At 46.1% G+C, this 18,245-nt stretch carries 15 protein-coding genes; all 15 read left to right on the plus strand.

The annotated features are described in order from the left end of the window. Positions 1 to 103 precede the first annotated feature (103 nt). Entirely contained in the window at positions 104 to 895 is a 792-nt protein-coding gene (locus ACXAD6_RS08780) for a DUF3388 domain-containing protein (RefSeq protein ID WP_474968546.1), read from the plus strand. A gap of 18 nt (positions 896 to 913) precedes the next feature. Beyond that, positions 914 to 1,846 carry a helix-turn-helix domain-containing protein gene (locus ACXAD6_RS08785; RefSeq protein ID WP_474968547.1) on the plus strand — a complete coding sequence of 311 codons (933 nt, stop codon included), beginning with the start codon at positions 914 to 916 and terminating at the stop codon, positions 1,844 to 1,846. 107 nt (positions 1,847 to 1,953) lie between these two features. After that, positions 1,954 to 2,532, plus strand: coding sequence for a CDP-diacylglycerol--glycerol-3-phosphate 3-phosphatidyltransferase (pgsA, locus tag ACXAD6_RS08790; protein WP_027954273.1), 579 nt, complete (start codon positions 1,954 to 1,956; stop codon positions 2,530 to 2,532). Continuing rightward, positions 2,529 to 3,767, plus strand: a complete 1,239-nt coding sequence (locus ACXAD6_RS08795; protein WP_474968548.1) for a competence/damage-inducible protein A — start codon at positions 2,529 to 2,531, stop codon at positions 3,765 to 3,767. Before pgsA ends, ACXAD6_RS08795 begins: the two co-directional genes overlap by 4 nt. Before the next feature lie 167 nt (positions 3,768 to 3,934). After that, positions 3,935 to 4,978: a recombinase RecA gene (gene recA / locus ACXAD6_RS08800; protein ID WP_474968550.1), complete on the plus strand. Its 1,044-nt coding sequence runs from the start codon at positions 3,935 to 3,937 to the stop codon at positions 4,976 to 4,978. Between the two features lie 270 nt (positions 4,979 to 5,248). After that, complete coding sequence (gene rny / locus ACXAD6_RS08805) at positions 5,249 to 6,811, plus strand: ribonuclease Y (protein WP_027954276.1); 1,563 nt, start codon at positions 5,249 to 5,251, stop codon at positions 6,809 to 6,811. Positions 6,812 to 6,893: 82 nt separating this feature from the next. Further along, complete coding sequence (locus ACXAD6_RS08810) at positions 6,894 to 7,691, plus strand: TIGR00282 family metallophosphoesterase (protein ID WP_474968551.1); 798 nt, start codon at positions 6,894 to 6,896, stop codon at positions 7,689 to 7,691. Between the two features lie 108 nt (positions 7,692 to 7,799). Next, on the plus strand, positions 7,800 to 8,060 hold the full coding sequence (locus ACXAD6_RS08815; protein ID WP_474968552.1) for a stage V sporulation protein S: 261 nt from the start codon (positions 7,800 to 7,802) through the stop codon (positions 8,058 to 8,060). Between the two features lie 243 nt (positions 8,061 to 8,303). Continuing rightward, a complete protein-coding gene (tdh, locus tag ACXAD6_RS08820; RefSeq protein ID WP_474968553.1) occupies positions 8,304 to 9,344 on the plus strand; it encodes an L-threonine 3-dehydrogenase in 1,041 nt (346 codons plus the stop codon). A gap of 17 nt (positions 9,345 to 9,361) precedes the next feature. Further along, entirely contained in the window at positions 9,362 to 10,537 is a 1,176-nt protein-coding gene (locus tag ACXAD6_RS08825; RefSeq protein ID WP_474968554.1) for a glycine C-acetyltransferase, read from the plus strand. A 194-nt stretch (positions 10,538 to 10,731) separates the two neighbouring features. Continuing rightward, positions 10,732 to 12,297: a tRNA (N6-isopentenyl adenosine(37)-C2)-methylthiotransferase MiaB gene (gene miaB, locus ACXAD6_RS08830; protein ID WP_474968555.1), complete on the plus strand. Its 1,566-nt coding sequence runs from the start codon at positions 10,732 to 10,734 to the stop codon at positions 12,295 to 12,297. Next, positions 12,298 to 12,726 (plus strand): YlbF/YmcA family competence regulator, encoded by a 429-nt coding sequence (locus ACXAD6_RS08835; RefSeq protein WP_027954282.1) that lies wholly within the window; start codon positions 12,298 to 12,300, stop codon positions 12,724 to 12,726. A 169-nt stretch (positions 12,727 to 12,895) separates the two neighbouring features. Then, on the plus strand, positions 12,896 to 13,474 hold the full coding sequence (locus ACXAD6_RS08840) for an outer spore coat protein CotE (protein WP_027954283.1): 579 nt from the start codon (positions 12,896 to 12,898) through the stop codon (positions 13,472 to 13,474). A 187-nt stretch (positions 13,475 to 13,661) separates the two neighbouring features. Continuing rightward, on the plus strand, positions 13,662 to 16,247 hold the full coding sequence (gene mutS, locus ACXAD6_RS08845; protein WP_474968556.1) for a DNA mismatch repair protein MutS: 2,586 nt from the start codon (positions 13,662 to 13,664) through the stop codon (positions 16,245 to 16,247). A gap of 13 nt (positions 16,248 to 16,260) precedes the next feature. Continuing rightward, on the plus strand, positions 16,261 to 18,144 hold the full coding sequence (gene mutL, locus ACXAD6_RS08850; RefSeq protein ID WP_474968557.1) for a DNA mismatch repair endonuclease MutL: 1,884 nt from the start codon (positions 16,261 to 16,263) through the stop codon (positions 18,142 to 18,144). Positions 18,145 to 18,245 lie beyond the last annotated feature (101 nt).

Consider the following 18,245-nt stretch of genomic DNA (forward strand, 5'->3'; position numbering starts at 1 on the left):
TTTCCTATTTAAAGAAAATCCTTTATGATAGATAAAAGAGTAGATCAATCCAAATATCACTCGTCTTTGACAAATACCGACATTTTTTTAGAGGGGTTGGAACATGGATAAAACAGAATGGTATCTGGAATATGAAATTCAATACAACCGTCCGGGACTTCTGGGGGACATCTCCTCCCTGTTGGGTATGATGGCCATTAATATCGTGACGATCAATGGAGTTGAAAATTCGCACAGGGGCATGCTTCTTCTCTGCAAGGATGACGAGCAGATCACCCGCTTAAAATCGATTTTAGATACAATGGACACGATTAAAGTAACGAAACTCCGCCGCCCGAAATTAAGAGATCGTTTAGCAGTCCGTCATGGAAGATACATACACAGTGATATCGACGACCGCAAAACCTTTCGTTTCAACCGGGAAGATCTTGGACTCCTGGTTGACTTTATGGCGGAATTGTTTATGAAGGAAGGCCATAAGCTTGTCGGGATCCGTGGCATGCCGCGGGTCGGTAAGACTGAATCGGTGGTGGCGGCAAGCGTTTGTGCCAACAAGAGGTGGCTGTTTGTCTCCAGTACATTGTTGAAGCAGACGGTAAGGAACCAGCTGATCGATGAGGAATACAGCGATGATAACCTGTACATCATTGATGGAATCGTTTCTGCAAAACGGGCCAATGAGAAACACTGGCAGCTCGTCAGGGAGATTATGCGTCTTCCGGCGACCAAAGTCATTGAGCACCCGGATATTTTTGTTCAGGAAACCGAATACAAGCTGGATGACTTTGATTACATCATTGAACTTAGAAACAATGAAGATGAAGAAATTACTTATGAACCTGTGGAAAAACCGGAAATGAAGATGAATGAGGGATTTTCCATGTTTGATTTTTAAAATTGGATGGTGTTACACATGGAGATTGGAGCTAGATTAAAGGAAGCAAGGGAGACGAAGGGACTTTCGCTTGAGGACCTTCAAGAAACAACGAAAATACAGAAACGGTATCTTCAAGCTATAGAAAGTAATGATTTTCAAGTTCTTCCGGGGAAATTTTATACCCGCGCATTCATTCGTGAATATGCTTCTGCTGTCGGTCTGGATCCGGAACAGGTGATGGAAGAGCACAAAAATGAACTGCCCACATACGAAGAGGAAAATACGGTCCAGTTCAGCCGGGTACAGAAATCAAAGCAGGAAGCCGCTCAGAAAAGCGGAGGCACTTCCCGCTTCCTTCCTACTTTCCTTACGGTAGGGCTTGTCGTCGGAGTGATATTAGTCGTTTGGATTTTCATGCAGAGCGGCAGTGAAGACAGCGGAGCACCTGCGGACAGTTCATCATCAGATGAAATCAGTGTTCCGGCCGGTTCTGAAGAAGACACGGCTGAAGAAACGTCCGGTGATGAAGAAGAAGCACAGGCGGATGAGCAGGAGCAGAACGAAGACAGCGGTTCTGAGGAAGAAAAGGCTGAAGAGAAAGAAGAAGATCGTGAGCCTGAAGAGTCCGGGGAAGAACAGCCGGGCGTGGAACTTTCGGAAGAGGGGACAGGTTCATTCCCGATGCACACTTATGAAGTGGTGCCGGCTGGAGATTCCAAAGTAACTGTTGAATTTTCCGGAAATGTCTATATGGAGGTTCAATCCCCGCAGGGGGGAGAGAATCTTGTGACTCCCCGTGAATATACATCTGCTGACTCTCCTGTCACCATTGATATAGGAGACAAGCAGGAAGTATACATTAAAACCGGAAATGCTCCCGGTATGACGGTAAACGTGGATGATCAACCAGTCACTTTCCCTGATCCTGAGCTGACAACGCAGAAGTTATTGTTGCAAATGAAGGAATAAAATCTATATAATCATGAACGGGCTGCCCTTTCAATATCGACAGAGTGACAAAGCCTCTCGATTGACCGGGCAGCCTTTTATTTACTGTGTAGTAGGAGTGTGGAGAAATGAATTTACCAAACAAGATTACGTTATCCAGAATTTTTCTAATTCCCATTTTTATTATTCTCATGAGTGTACCTTTTGGATGGGGCACGCTGGAAATGGGAGAAAGAGAACTTCCAGTGGCTCACCTTGCCGGTGCGGTTCTCTTTATTATTGCATCCACTACGGATTGGATTGACGGGTATATTGCCCGTAAATATTCACTCGTGACCAACCTCGGGAAGTTTCTCGATCCTCTGGCCGATAAACTGCTTGTAAGTGCGGCCCTCATCCTGCTCGTAGAGATTGGACTTGCTCCGGCATGGATTGTCATTCTCATAATCAGCCGCGAGTTTGCTGTTACAGGGCTGAGGCTTGTCGCAGCTGGTGAGGGAAGTGTACTGGCTGCCAGCCAGATGGGTAAACTGAAAACATGGATTCAGATCATCGCCATTTCAGCACTGCTTCTCCATAACTGGCCATTTGCTTTTATCGGTTTTCCCTTTGGTATGATTACGCTGTATCTTGCCTTAATCATTACGGTGTATTCCGGCTATGATTACTTCAAGAAAAACTGGCATGTGATGAGAGATTCTAAATGAGAACTGAAATTATTGCCGTAGGAACAGAACTGCTTTTAGGTCAGATTGCAAATACAAATGCCCAGTGGATATCACAGAGAATGGCAGAACTCGGACTTCCTGTATACAGTCACGCCGTGGTTGGAGATAACCTCGACCGTGTCGCGGGTTCTTTCAGGGAAGCATCGAGACGTTCGGATATTATTATTGTTACAGGCGGCCTCGGACCGACAGAGGATGACTTGACAAGAGATGCCGGGAGTATGGTCCTCGGAAAGTCTGTCCATGAACATGCTCCGTCTATGGAAAGAATCGAAGCTTATTATAAAAAAAACAATAAAACAATGAGTTTGAATAATAGAAAGCAGTCCCACGTTTTTGACGGGGCATTCGTACTGGATAACAAGGAAGGAATGGCCCCCGGCCAGATCATTCAACAGGGAGAAGTCATCTGGGTGTTCCTTCCAGGGGTGCCCCGTGAGATGAAGGCGTTAATGGAAAGCGGAGTGATTCCTTTTCTTCAGAAGTCCTTTTCTCTTCAATCAGAGATTGTTTCGGAGATGCTCCATTTTATAGGTATCGGGGAATCGGATCTTGAAACACAGCTGCAGGCGCTCATTTCCCATCAGACCAATCCGACCCTTGCCCCTCTGGCCAGTGAAGGCGAAGTGGGTTTACGGTTAACTGCAACAGGGGAAACGACAGATGAAGCAAAAGCGAAAATTGCTGAGTTGAAAAAGGTTGTTCTTGATAAGGTTGGGGATTTTTATTATGGAAGTGACGATGAAACGATCGAAAGCACCGTTCAGCGCCTTCTTTCCCGCCGAGGATATCGTCTTGGGGCAGCAGAGAGCTTCACAGGTGGAAAGTTCATAGAACGTATGATTGCCCTTCCTGGTGCTTCAGCGGTCTGTCAGGGCGGTCTGACGACTTATACGGCCGAAATGAAGGAGCAGGTCCTTGATATTCCAAAATACCTGATCAGAGAATATGGAACGATCAGTCATGAGTGTGCCGAGATGATGGCTCTGAATACCCAGGCCCTGCTTCATGTGGATGCTGCTGTCAGTTTTACAGGAGTGGCCGGACCGGATTCAAGTGAAGGGAAGGAGCCTGGAACCGTATTTATCGGCCTCCAGATCAGGGACAAGAGTCCTGAGGTCCACCGGTTCCAGTTCCCGGGTGGTCGTGATCAAGTAAGGGAACGTGCAGTGAAGAAAGGCTTTGAGCTTTTATTTCATCACTTGAAAAATTGAATTTTGAATAATGGAACGCAAAAGGTTTTTGATATTCTCTCTGGGAGAGCATCAAAAACCTTTCGTTCCCAACAGGTAAAAAAACGGGAACAAATATTCGCTTTTCGGTTGGCAAATCCTTTAAAACAAGTTATGATAAGTATAGAAATTTTGAAAGGCGGTATACAATGAGCGATCGTAAACAAGCATTAGATATGGCATTGCGTCAAATAGAGAAACAATTCGGAAAAGGTTCGATCATGAAGATGGGTGAAGGTGCGGAGCAGAGGGTTAACACCGTTCCCAGTGGATCACTGGCTCTTGATGTGGCCCTTGGGGTCGGCGGCTATCCGCGCGGCCGGATTGTGGAAATATACGGACCAGAATCTTCAGGTAAAACTACTGTTGCCCTTCACGCGATTGCGGAAGCACAGAGGAAAGGCGGTCAGGCGGCATTCATTGATGCGGAGCACGCCTTGGACCCGGTCTATGCAAGAGCTCTGGGTGTCGACATTGAAGAACTTCTGCTTTCCCAGCCGGACACAGGGGAACAGGCTTTGGAAATCGCTGAAGCCCTCGTACGCAGCGGGGCCGTAGATATGGTGGTCATTGACTCTGTGGCTGCTCTTGTTCCAAAAGCAGAGATTGAAGGGGAGATGGGTGATTCCCACGTGGGTCTGCAGGCACGCTTGATGTCCCAGGCTCTTCGTAAGCTTTCCGGTGCGATTAATAAATCGAAGACGACGGCTATTTTCATCAACCAGATTCGTGAGAAGGTCGGCGTAATGTTTGGTAACCCGGAAACGACTCCCGGCGGGCGCGCCCTGAAATTCTACTCTTCTGTCCGTCTTGAAGTTCGTCGTGCAGAAACATTGAAACAGGGGAACGAAATGGTGGGGAATAAAACCCGCTTGAAAGTGGTTAAGAACAAGGTGGCACCGCCATTCAGACAGGCCGAAGTAGATATTATGTACGGAGAAGGAATCTCCAGAGAGGGAGAACTTGTTGATATTGGAACAGACCTGGATCTCATTCAGAAGAGTGGATCATGGTATTCATATAATGACGAACGTCTCGGTCAGGGTCGCGAGAACGCCAAACAGTACCTGAAAGAGAACGTTGAAGTTTATGAGGAAGTGAAACGTCTGATCCGCGACCATTATGGTATGGAAGCTGACGAGGAAAAGGCTGAAACTTCCAGTAAAGACAACCAGGAAACGCTGGACGTATAAACCGTTTCTGCGGGCAGAATGAAGAAAGCAGCGCTGAAAAAAGCGCTGCTTTTCCAATATTTCCAGAAGCGGGAATAAACTGATAGTTTTAAATTTTTGCATATGTCAGCAGATACATAGCGGGATTCCTTGACATTCCGCATAGTCAGGCATAAAATGAATGTGTATCATTTTCATCTTTATACCCTTAATTTAACAAATGAAACTGAAAATGAATCGTTTGTATTTACCGACAAACGGACCAAGTTCATAGCAAGAGGAGGTGAAATTATGGATTTGATATCCTCGCTCATCTTCATTTTGCTTGCCCTTATCATCGGTTCTGTTGTTGGTTATCTTATTCGGAAGTCGATAGCGGAAGCGAAAATTTCCAGTGCTGAGGAATTAGCCAGGCAGATTGTGGAGGAAGGACACCGCAATGCTGAATCGGCCAAAAAAGAAGCTCTTCTTGAAGCGAAGGAAGAGAATCAGAAATTCCGCCAGGAGGCTGAAAGTGAAGTTCGCGAACGCCGCTTGGAACTGCAGAAAACCGAAAACCGTTTGAATCAGAAAGAAGAGAATCTTGATCGTAAGAGTGGAACGCTGGATCAGCGTGATCTTTCACTCGAGAAGAAAGAAGGAACTCTTGCCGAGAGACAACAACAAATTGAAGAAATGGAAAGCAAAGTGAAAGCTATGCTTCAAGAACAGCAGACAGAGCTTGAAAGAATTTCAAGCTTAACATCTGATCAGGCCAAACAGGTTATTTTGGAACGTGTTGAACAGGAAGTCTCTCATGAATCGGCGCTTATGATTAAAGAAGCGGAGAACCGGGCGAAAGAGGAAGCCGATAAAAAAGCAAAAAATATTTTATCCCTTGCTCTCCAGCGTTGTGCCGCTGATCACGTAGCCGAAACCACCGTATCTGTTGTCAATCTGCCTAATGATGAAATGAAAGGTAGAATTATCGGCCGGGAAGGACGAAATATCCGTACGTTGGAAACGTTAACTGGTATTGATCTTATCATTGATGATACACCTGAAGCGGTTATTTTATCCGGTTTTGACCCAATCCGAAGAGAAACAGCACGTATGGCTCTTGAGAAACTTGTTCAAGATGGACGTATACACCCTGCGAGAATTGAAGAAATGGTTGATAAGTCCCGCCGCGAAGTAGATGATTACATCCGCGAGGTCGGGGAGCAGACAACCTTCGAAGTCGGGGTTCACGGTCTTCATCCAGACCTTATCAAGATTCTCGGCCGCCTTAAGTATCGTACGAGTTATGGTCAGAATGTCCTGAAGCACTCCACGGAAGTTGCCTACTTATCCGGTCTTCTGGCCGCAGAATTAGGTGAAGATGAAATGCTTGCCCGCCGTGCCGGACTTCTGCATGACATCGGAAAAGCGATAGACCATGAGGTAGAAGGAAGCCACGTTGAAATTGGTAAGGAACTTGCCATTAAGTATAAGGAAAACGACACGGTCGTAAACGCAATCGCTTCCCACCACGGAGATGAAGAGCCTACTTCAATTATTTCTGTACTCGTTGCGGCTGCTGATGCCTTATCTGCAGCACGCCCGGGCGCAAGAAGTGAAACGCTCGAAAATTACATCAAGCGTCTTGAAAAACTTGAGGAAATTTCTGAGTCTTACGAAGGTGTGGAGAAATCCTTTGCGATTCAGGCAGGTCGTGAAGTACGTATTATGGTCCGCCCTGATGAAATTGATGATCTTGAAGCAACAAGACTGGCGCGCGATATCCGGAACAGAATCGAGGGAGAACTCGATTATCCGGGACATATTAAAGTAACGGTCATTCGTGAAACGCGCTCTGTCGAGTATGCGAAATAAATAAAGCGGCCTTAGCGGCCGCTTTATTTATTTTGTAGAGGAAAAACAGGAAACATTACACAACTAAAGGAATGAATGATCTATGAGAATTTTATTTATTGGAGACGTTGTAGGTTCTCCGGGCAGAGATATGGTAGAGACGTATCTTCCAAAATTGAAAAAAAAGTTTCAGCCGGCCGTCACGATTATCAATGGGGAAAACGCAGCCTCCGGAAAAGGGATTACGGAAAAGATTTACCGTCGGTTCCTGGAACTGGGTGCGCAGGCAGTGACTCTCGGGAACCATGCGTGGGATAAGAAGGAGATTTTTGAGTTTATTGATAAGGCGGATTATCTTGTCCGACCGGCCAATTTCCCGGAAGGTACGCCGGGGCGGGGCCTTACGTACGTAAAGACTCCAAAAGGGGAAATTGCTGTGATTAACCTTCAGGGGCGGACGTTTATGGCACCTAACGATGATCCGTTCCGAAAAGTAGATGAGTTAATAGAGCAGGCATCTAAGCGCACCTCTTTAATTTTCCTCGATTTTCATGCGGAGACGACCAGTGAAAAACAAGCCATGGGCTGGTATGTGGATGGGCGCGTCAGTGTTCAGGTCGGCACACATACCCATGTTCAAACGGCAGATGAACGGATTCTTCCGGAAGGCACAGGATATATTTCAGATGTAGGAATGACGGGTCCTTACGATGGAATCCTTGGAATGGATAGAGAAGCGGTGTTGAAACGTTTCAAAACGAATCTTCCTGTACGTTTTGAAGTACCTAAAACGGGAAGAGCACAACTAAGCGCCTTCTTGGTGGATGTGGATGATAAAACAGGGAAAACGGTGAAAGTAAAGCGGATCTTAATCAACGACGACCATCCTTTTTTTGAGTGATTATTTGAATTTTGCGACAAATTCATTCATAATGAAAAGGTAATATCCTACATCTCCAAGAATATAGTAGTTATGGAACAACTATAGTGATTGAAGGAGGAACTAGTAATGGAAGTCTTAAAAGTATCAGCAAAATCCGTACCTAATTCTGTAGCAGGAGCTTTAGCGAATGTCGTAAGAGAAAGAGGATCAGCTGAAATGCAAGCCATTGGTGCAGGGGCTCTAAACCAGGCTGTAAAAGCGGTAGCCATTGCTCGAGGATTTGTCGCCCCCAGCGGAATGGATTTAATATGCATTCCAGCTTTTACGGATATTCTAATTGACGAAGAAGAACGAACAGCGATTAAACTGATTGTCGAACCCAGATAACTGATCCTTCAGGGAGATCCATTACTTTACATTACCTGTTTCATTTTAACGGATAAACCGCACTTAATCAGTGCGGTTTTTTTATATGGATTCCCCGCAGCACCCGCCTCTATCGAAAGCGGTATCATTTTATGATCACTTGTGTTTTTACAGTGGACATGAGAATTTGATTATTTACCTATTCATGTTAGAATGGCTTTATAAAGGGATAAAGATGAAATATATTCAGGGGAGATGTTCACTGTGAATGGAAAGATGAAAGCAATCATAAAACATCACCGCGGACCCGGAGCGAAGCTTGAGGAAGTGGATATTCCTCAGGTTAAGGATGATGAAGTGCTCATCCGTGTCAAAGCTACCTCCATCTGCGGAACGGATGTACATATTTATAACTGGGACGAATGGTCAGAAAGTCGTGTCCAGCCGCCGTATGTGTTCGGGCATGAATTTTCCGGAGAAATTGTGGAAACAGGAACAAATGTGGAGCATTTTAAAACAGGGGATTACGTCAGTGCGGAAACACATCTTGTCTGTGGACACTGCCCACAGTGTTTGACAGGAAAGTATCATATCTGCGCCCATACAAAAATCATTGGCGTTGACACACAGGGGTGTTTTGCTGAATATGTGGCTCTTCCAGCGGAAAATCTATGGAAGAATCCGGAAGATCTTCCTTCCGATATCGCCTCCATCCAAGAGCCGATGGGAAATGCCGTTCATACCGTCTTGAACGGGGAAGTAACAGGAAAAACCGTTGCGGTTATCGGCTGTGGTCCTATAGGCCTGATGGCTGTCGGAGTAGCTGTCGCTGCAGGCGCCTCCCAGGTGCTGGCCTTTGATTTGAATGCATACCGTCTGGAACTGGCGGAGAAGATGGGCGCAACAGCTGTTATTCACTCGTCTGAAGAAGATCCCGTGAAAGAAGCATTAGCACTGACGAATCATGACGGAGTCGATGTAGTCTGTGAAATGAGCGGGCACCCTGTAGCTATGGATCAAGGTTTTAAGATGGTGACTAATGGAGGGCGTGTTTCCATTTTGAGTCTGCCGACCAAGCGGGTCAGCCTGGATGTTACGAACGATATCGTATTCAAAGGAGTGGAAGTCCAGGGGATCACGGGCAGGAAGATGTATGAAACGTGGCAGCAGGTCTCCCGTCTTCTGCAATCCGGTCAGGTGAATGTGAAACCGATCATCACCCACCATTTGAAACTGGAGGAATTTGAAAAAGGTTTTGAATTAATGAATGAAGGTTTATGCGGAAAAGTAATTCTTCACCCATAATTAAAGGAGGATGAACGATGAAAGGTTTTGAGTATTTACAGAAAGAGCTGGATGAGATGCAGGAACAGGGAACATTCCGCCGCTTGATTCCATTGGAATCCGCTCAAGGGTCCAAAGTGACAATCAAAGGAAAGGAAGTTATCCAGCTTTCTTCCAATAACTACCTGGGGTTGACTTCCCATCCAAGGTTAAAAAAAGCGGCAGAAGAAGCGAATGCGGAGTATGGCGTTGGAACAGGTTCCGTGAGAACTATTGCAGGTACATTGAAGATGCATGAAGATTTTGAAGAAAAACTGGCTGCATTCAAACATACAGAAGCTGCCCTGGTCTTCCAATCCGGGTTTACTACCAACCAGGGTGTATTATCCTCCATTCTTGGTAAAGACGATGTTGTCATCTCTGATGAGTTGAATCATGCTTCGATTATAGACGGAATCCGCCTGACTAAAGCCGACAGGAAAATTTACAAGCATGTGAACATGGAATCTCTGGAAGAGGCATTGAAAGAGAGTGGGGACTACCGCACACGTCTTGTTGTGACGGACGGTGTTTTCTCCATGGATGGTAATATAGCGCCGCTTCCAGAAATTGTCGAATTGGCTGAGAAGTATGATGCGCTGATTATGGTGGATGATGCCCACGCGAGTGGTGTGCTTGGTGATAATGGTCGAGGCACAGTGAATCACTTTAATTTAGACGGTCGTGTTCACATCCAGGTGGGGACTTTGAGTAAAGCCATCGGTGTGCTCGGCGGTTATGTAGCCAGTACAAAAACGCTGAGAGAGTACTTGATTCATAAAGGACGTCCATTCTTGTTCAGTACATCTCATCCACCTGCTGTGACTGCTGCCAATGAGGCTGCGATCGATGTCCTCCTGGAAGAGCCGGAATTAATTGAACGCCTCTGGGACAATACCTCTTTCTTTAAGGATGGTTTAACAAAGCTTGGGTTTGATACGGGTATCAGTGAAACGCCGGTCACCCCGGTTATGATTGGCGATGACGCTCTGACTCACACCTTCTCCGATGAATTATTTAAAGAAGGTGTTTTTGCCCAGGGCATTGTCTTCCCGACTGTGCAGAGGGGGAAAGGTCGTATACGGACGATTGTAACGGCGGAACATTCCACGGAAGAGCTCCAGCAGGCTTTGAACGCTTTTGAGAAAGTGGGAAGAAAGCTGAATATTATCTAAATCAAGAGGACGTATGTATGTCTCTGTGATCATTTGCAGAAAGACAGGTAAATAGAAAAGTCTAAAAGGATCGTTGCGTTAGGTCACTGCCGGAACGGTCCTTTTTGTTCTGTATTTTTCCATTTGACTTAATTTATCATGAAAAACTTGATATAATGAGACAGTTAGAAGGATCGGCTTGAAAGGAGATTATAATGAACGAACAGCAGAGAAAAGAAATGTCTCAGATCCGTCAGACTGATATTTCCGCTGCAGATCAGGACAATTTGAACCGATTGAAACAGCAGTCAAGTGAAGATTACGTCAAATATTTCCAAACGACCTATCAGCCTCCGAATATGAGGGATGCCCAGCGCCGCAAACGCAAGGAAACAGATATCCATTATGATTTTGAAATACCGGAAGATATGGATCAGGCCGGCCGTGGAAAGAAATATATGATTCGTACATATGGATGCCAGATGAATGAACATGACACAGAAGTTATGGCCGGTATTTTTGAAGAAATGGGCTATGTGTCCACGAATGACACGAAAGAAGCAGATATTATCCTGTTGAACACGTGTGCCATCCGCGAAAATGCTGAAAACAAAGTTTTCGGAGAAATCGGACACCTTAAACCGTTGAAAATGGAGAATCCGAATCTGATTATTGGAATCTGCGGCTGTATGTCACAGGAGGAATCCGTAGTCAATCGTATTTTGAAGAATCACCCATTCATCGATCTGATCTTTGGTACCCATAACATCCATCGTCTTCCGCAGCTTGTAAAAGAAGCGATGTTCGGGAAGGAAATGGTCATTGACGTATGGTCCAAGGAAGGCGATATTATTGAAAACCTCCCCCGTTCACGAAAAGGGAAAATTAAGGCATGGGTGAACATTATGTACGGCTGCGATAAGTTCTGTACATACTGCATCGTTCCGTATACCCGCGGGAAAGAGCGGAGCCGTCTCCCTGGAGACATCATCCAGGAAGTCCGTCATCTCGCAGCGCAGGGCTATAAGGAAGTGACGCTTCTCGGCCAGAATGTGAACGCTTACGGAAAAGATCTGGATATGGAATACGGACTCGGGGACTTGATGGATGAACTTCGGAGCATCGATCTTCCCCGTGTGCGTTTTACCACCTCCCATCCAAGGGATTTCGATGACCGGCTGATTGAAGTGCTCGCTAAAGGCGGCAACATGCTGGACCACATCCACCTTCCTGTCCAGTCCGGGAATACAGATGTTCTGAAAATTATGGGACGGAAATATTCCCGGGAGGAGTATCTGGAGCTTGTCCGTCGTATTCGCAGCGCTATGCCGGGAGCTACGCTTACCACAGATATTATCGTCGGTTTTCCTAATGAAACAGAGGAACAGTTTCAGGACACCCTTTCCCTTGTAGAAGAGGTGGGATTTGAAGCGGCTTATACGTTCATCTACTCCCCAAGGGATAATACACCTGCAGCGAAGATGAAAGATAATGTATCGATGGAGGAGAAGAAAGACCGTCTCCAGCGTCTGAATAAATTGGTGAATCAGCAGTCAGCCGAAGCGATGAGTCAATATGAGGGTGAAGTGGTGGATGTTCTTGTCGAAGGGGAAAGCAAAAATAATCCAGACGTCCTGGCCGGATATACGAAACGAAACAAACTTGTGAATTTCCGGGGGCCCCGTTCCATTGTCGGAAAGATCGTACCTGTAAAAGTAATCAAGGCAAAAACTTGGTCTCTGGATGGAGAACTGGTAAAATCTAGCGTAGAGGTGAAATAAATGGCACAATACACACGTCAAGAAGTAGTCGATGAAGCAAAAAAACTGGCAAAAATGATGGCTGATATAGAAGAGATTGACCGCTTCAAGCAGCTGGAATCCAAGTTGAATGAAAACCAGAAGGTGCAGTCGCACATTAAGAAAATTAAAGCGCTCCAAAAACAGGCCGTGAACTTCCAGGCTTATGGAAAAACGGAAGCGCTGAACCGAATTGAAAAAGAAATTGACCGTCTACAGGATGAGCTGGATGAAATCCCGGTCGTGGCTGAGTTTAAAGAAACACAAACGGTCATCAATGATATTTTACAGATGGTTTCGAGTACGATTTCCCGTGAAGTTACCAATGAGGTGATCCGTTCCACAGGAGGAGATCTTCTACAGGGAGAAACGGGTTCTTCCAACAATCAAAGTCATGGCTGCAGCCGTTGATGCATACACTTCCGTCAGAGGGGTTTCCCTCCGGCGGATTTTTTTTCGTACAATTTTATAGGCTCGTGCATACAATGAAGTAAACACGTCCTTAGGCTTTTCTCATGGAATCACCATTCGCCCAGACCATGCATAGGATGGGTGGTAGAATAAGGAGGAATGAGAGCTCATGTCTTTTTTTGAACGGGATTACAGAGAAATTATTACCAAAGCTGTAATCGGTAAAGGTAAAAAGTTTACAGAATCCACGCACACCATCAGCCCTTCCCACCGTCCAACAAGTATTCTGGGATGCTGGGTTATCAACCACATCTACAACGCGAAGAAGAAAGGGGATCATGTAGAAGTATCCGGCAGTTATGACATTAACGTCTGGTATTCCTACAACGACAATACTAAGACAGAGGTCGTAACAGAACGGGTGACCTATTGTGACTACGTTAAGTTGAGTGTGAAAGACGACAACTGCATTCATGATGATTTTGAAGTCATTGCGAAAGTCGTCCAACAGCCGAACTGCCTGGAAGCTACGATTTCCGGCAACGGCCAGAAAATTGTAGTAGAAGTAGAAAGAGAGTTTGTGGTTGATGTCATTGGTGAAACCAAGCTTTGCGTAAAAGTGGACCCGCATGGCTGCGGACACGATGACGACTATGAGCAGGATTTGTCATCAGATGATTACTCAGCGATTGAAACGGACTTCCTTCCATCTTCTTCAAGCAGTGATGACCATGACGATAAGCATTAACCCCCTGATCTTTCAGCAGGGGGTTCTTTTTTTTGGAAAGGCTTTGAAACACAGGGTTCTGCGTCAATGCTCTGCGTTTGGCATGGAGATTTCTTAAGGTTTACCTATGAGCGATTTGTTAAAGAGGGTTGTTTCCATGTGCTATAATGGATGAAGAATTCTACGTACGTTTTGGAGGATTGACCGAATGGCACAGTATACACCAATGATGCAGCAATATTTAAAAATTAAAGCCGATCAGAAGGACGCGTTTTTATTCTTCAGGCTCGGGGATTTTTATGAGCTTTTTTTTGAAGATGCCCTGAAAGCATCGCAGGAACTTGAAATCACCTTAACAAGCAGAGATGGCGGGGGAACTGAACGCATTCCGATGTGCGGCGTCCCGTATCACTCGGCAGAAAACTACATAAGGCAGCTGATTGAAAAAGGCTTCAAGGTGGCGATTTGTGAACAGGTGGAAGACCCGAAGGAAGCCAAAGGCGTTGTAAAAAGGGAAGTCGTCCAGCTGATTACGCCGGGTACCGTAATGGAAGGCAGCATGCTGGATGAGAAGGAAAACAACTACCTTGCTTCATTGAGCGCTTTTGAAGATGGATCATATACCGTGAGCTACAACGATCTAACTACCGGAGAGAATAGCACAGCCTTAATTCCCGGAGGGTTTGACGCAGCCTTGAGTGAATTGTACAGCCGACCTGTTCGTGAAGTTGTCGTTGCCTCCGATTTTGATGAAGAGCAGCAGTTGATGCTGAGGGAGCGCCTCGGCTACACACTCTCCCACCAGGATGAGACGACCATTCATCCGGACCTCTCGTCACTGACGGCAGGAATCCAGCAGGACAAGCTGTTAACAGGATTCGGCCGGTTGTTGAACTACATCCAGCATACGCAGAAGCGCTCGCTCGATCATTTGCAGCCGGTAAAAGTCATTGAGCTGAAACAGTATATGACGCTCGATATGTACTCGAAAAGGAACCTTGAGCTGTTGGAAACCATCCGTAAGCAGGGGAAAACAGGCAGCCTGCTTTCAGTGGTAGATAAAACGAAGACATCCATGGGCGCACGCATGCTGAAAAAATGGATGGAGCGTCCGCTTCTTTCGAAACAGGCCATCGAAACACGGCATGAGCAGGTGGAAGGTTTCCTTGATCAATTTTTTGAACGGGAAACGCTGCGGGAACAGCTCACCAACGTGTATGATCTGGAACGTCTGGCGGGGCGGGTAGCTTTTGGAAACGTCAATGCCAGGGATCTTCTCCAGTTGAAAAATTCCCTTGCGCGGATTCCTGAAATACTTGCTACGCTTCAGCAGTTTGACAACACTTCAGTGAAAGAACTATATCAGACGATTGATCCTCTGGAGGAGCTTAAGGATTTGTTGGAGCATAGTATTGCCGAAGATCCTCCTATCAGTGTGAAAGAGGGTGGGTTGATTTGTGACGGATACGACCAACAGCTCGATGACTATCGCTCAGCTTCGAAAAATGGTAAGCAGTGGATTGCTGAGCTTGAAAAGAAAGAGCGGGAAAAAACAGGCATTAAATCCTTGAAGGTCGGGTATAATCGTGTCTTCGGCTACTATATTGAAGTGACAAAAGCCAATCTCCGCTACCTGCCCGAAGGCATGTATGAGCGGAAGCAGACATTGACCAACGCAGAGCGCTTTATAACACCGGAATTAAAGGAAAAGGAAACGTTGATTCTTGAGGCGCAGGAAAAGAGTGTGGAACTTGAGTACCAGTTGTTCCTCAACGTCAGGGAGAACGTCAAGTCCTATGTACAAAGACTGCAGCATCTGGCTGAACAGATCAGCCGCATTGATGTGCTGCAGGGTTTTGCCCAGGTGGCGGAATCGTATCAATATGTCCGCCCATCTTATAACGACCGCCGCATGGTCGATATTCAGCAGGGCCGGCATCCGGTGATTGAACGGGTCATGCAGGATGGAACATTTGTACCGAATGACATCTATATGGATGATGAAACGGATGTCCTTCTGATTACCGGTCCGAACATGTCCGGTAAGAGTACGTACATGAGGCAGCTTGCTTTAACAGCCGTTCTTGGTCAGATGGGAAGTTTCGTTCCGTGCGGTTCTGCCTCTCTTCCGATATTCGATCAGATTTTCACACGAATCGGAGCGGCAGACGATATTGTGTCCGGGCACAGTACGTTCATGGTGGAAATGCTTGAAGCCAATCACGCCCTTACACATGCAACAGAAAACAGTATGATCCTGCTGGATGAGATCGGAAGAGGAACGAGCACCTATGACGGAATGGCGCTGGCCCAGTCCATCGTAGAGTACATTCATGGAAGAATTAAGGCAAAAACATTATTCTCCACCCACTACCATGAATTAACATCATTGGAAAATGAACTGGATCGTTTGAAAAACGTCCACGTAAGGGCGGAAGAATACGAAGGAAATGTCGTCTTTCTGCACCAGATCAAAGATGGCCCAGCCGATGAAAGTTACGGCATCCATGTTGCAAAACTGGCCGATCTTCCGGATCCGCTGATTAAACGGGCGACAGAGCTGCTGGAACACCTGGAAGGGGCATCCGGGCCCAAAGAATCGGCTGCAGGGGATGAAGAAGAGCAGCTCAGTTTATTTGTAGAAGAACCAAAAGAAAAACCGAAACAGGAAAAGCAAAGCGCCAGCCAGATTTCAAATCTTGAAAAGCGGCTCTCATCTCTTGATTTAATGGAGATGACACCGATGGACGCTATGAACGAACTGTATCAGCTTCAAAAAAGCTTGAAGAAATAAAGGAGGTTCACGTATGGCACGCATTCGACTGATGCCTGATCACCTGGCCAACAAAATCGCAGCCGGAGAAGTGGTCGAGCGGCCTGCCTCTGTCGTAAAGGAACTGGTGGAAAATAGTATTGACGCAGGTGCATCCTGGGTGAAGATTGACTTGATGGAAGCCGGTCTTCAGCGCATTCGTATCATCGATAACGGAGCAGGGATGGAGGAAGAAGACTGTGAGCGGGCTTTTCACCGGCACGCAACGAGTAAAATTCTGGATGAAAATGATCTATTCCACGTGCGCACCCTCGGCTTCCGGGGAGAAGCTCTGGCAAGTATCGCTGCCGTCAGCCGGCTCAGCATTCAGACGTCTACAGGTGAAGAAGCCGGAACAAAACTGGACCTTGAGGGCGGTCACCTTATGCAGAAGGGACGAGGAGACGCGAGGAAGGGTACAGATATCACGGTGGAAGAGTTGTTTTTCAATACTCCGGCACGGTTGAAATATATGAAGACGATCCATACAGAACTTGGTCATATTACAGATGTATTGAACCGGATTTCCCTGGCCCATCCCGAAGTGCAGTTCGTTTGCACGCACAATGAGAAGCAGATTTTCAAAACCAACGGACGCGGGGATCTGCTGCAGGTGATTGCCAGCATTTACGGCATGAATACAGCGAGGAAAATGGTTCCTGTGGAAATGGAAACGTCGGATTTCAAAGTGAAGGGGTATATAGCGAAGCCGGAAGTGTACCGGGCTTCCCGGCAGTATATGTCCACGATCATTAACGGCCGCTATATTAAAAGCGTGCCTTTGAATAAAGCCGTTCAACAGGGGTATCATACCCTTCTGCCAATTGGGAAAAATCCAATTGTTGTCCTGAATATTGAGATGGATCCGATTCTTGTTGACGTCAACGTCCATCCATCTAAATTAGAAGTACGGTTCAGCAAGGAAAAAGAGCTGTATGCTCTCCTTGAAGAGACGATCCGCCATACATTTCGTAAGGAAACCCTCATTCCTGATGTTCAGGAAACGAAAGCGAAACCGAAAAAGGAGTATTCCGAACAGAAAACGTTTGCGTTTCATGAAACAAGGAAAGAAGAAGCTCATAATCAAAGAGAGTCTGCTGCCGATCATCTCCTGAAAGAAGAGCCGCCGGCTGCACCGGAGGTGAAAGAAGAGCCGTCCCCCGTTTTTGCAGGAGAGCAGGAAGCGATGCTGAAGGAAATGACGGCTGATTTTAAACCGGAAACCACCGAGGAAGAAGCTGCTGGAAAGCCGGATGAACAGGAAAATGAAGCGTCGTCTAAAAAGGAAGGCGGCCGCCGCGTTCCCGTCATGTACCCGATCGGCCAGCTTCACGGGACTTATATACTCGCCCAGAATGAAGAAGGGATGTATATCGTCGACCAGCATGCAGCACAGGAAAGGATCAAATATGAGTTTTTCCGGGATAAACTGGCTCAGGTTGATCATGAGGTCCAGGAGCTGTTAATTCCATTAACCTTTGATTTTTCTAAACAGGAAGCATTGAAAATTGAAGAATATAAAGAGGAACTCGAAAAAGTTGGCTTGTTCTTTGAACCATTCGGTGACAACACGTATATCATCCGCAGTCACCCGACATGGTTTCCTGCTGGATTTGAGCAGGAAGTCATTGATGATATGATCCAGCAGCTCGTTCAGGATGAGCGGATAAACATTCTGAAATTGAGGGAGGAAGCAGCCATCCTTATGTCCTGCAAGCGATCCATCAAAGCCAATCATTACTTGAATCAATCCGACATGTTTCAGCTTCTTGAGGAGCTGAGGACGTCGACGGATCCATTTACCTGTCCACACGGACGACCGATTATTGTTTTCTTCTCTGAATATGAGATGGAAAAAATGTTCAAGCGTGTTATGTAAATAGAAAAAAGACAGCCGGATTTAGATCCGGCTGTCTTTTTTTATGGACAATATATAAACAGATACAAGTAGTTTACGTAATATTATTTCTGTATGTCTGC

This window comes from Halobacillus sp. ABH2_015, assembly GCF_056158945.1.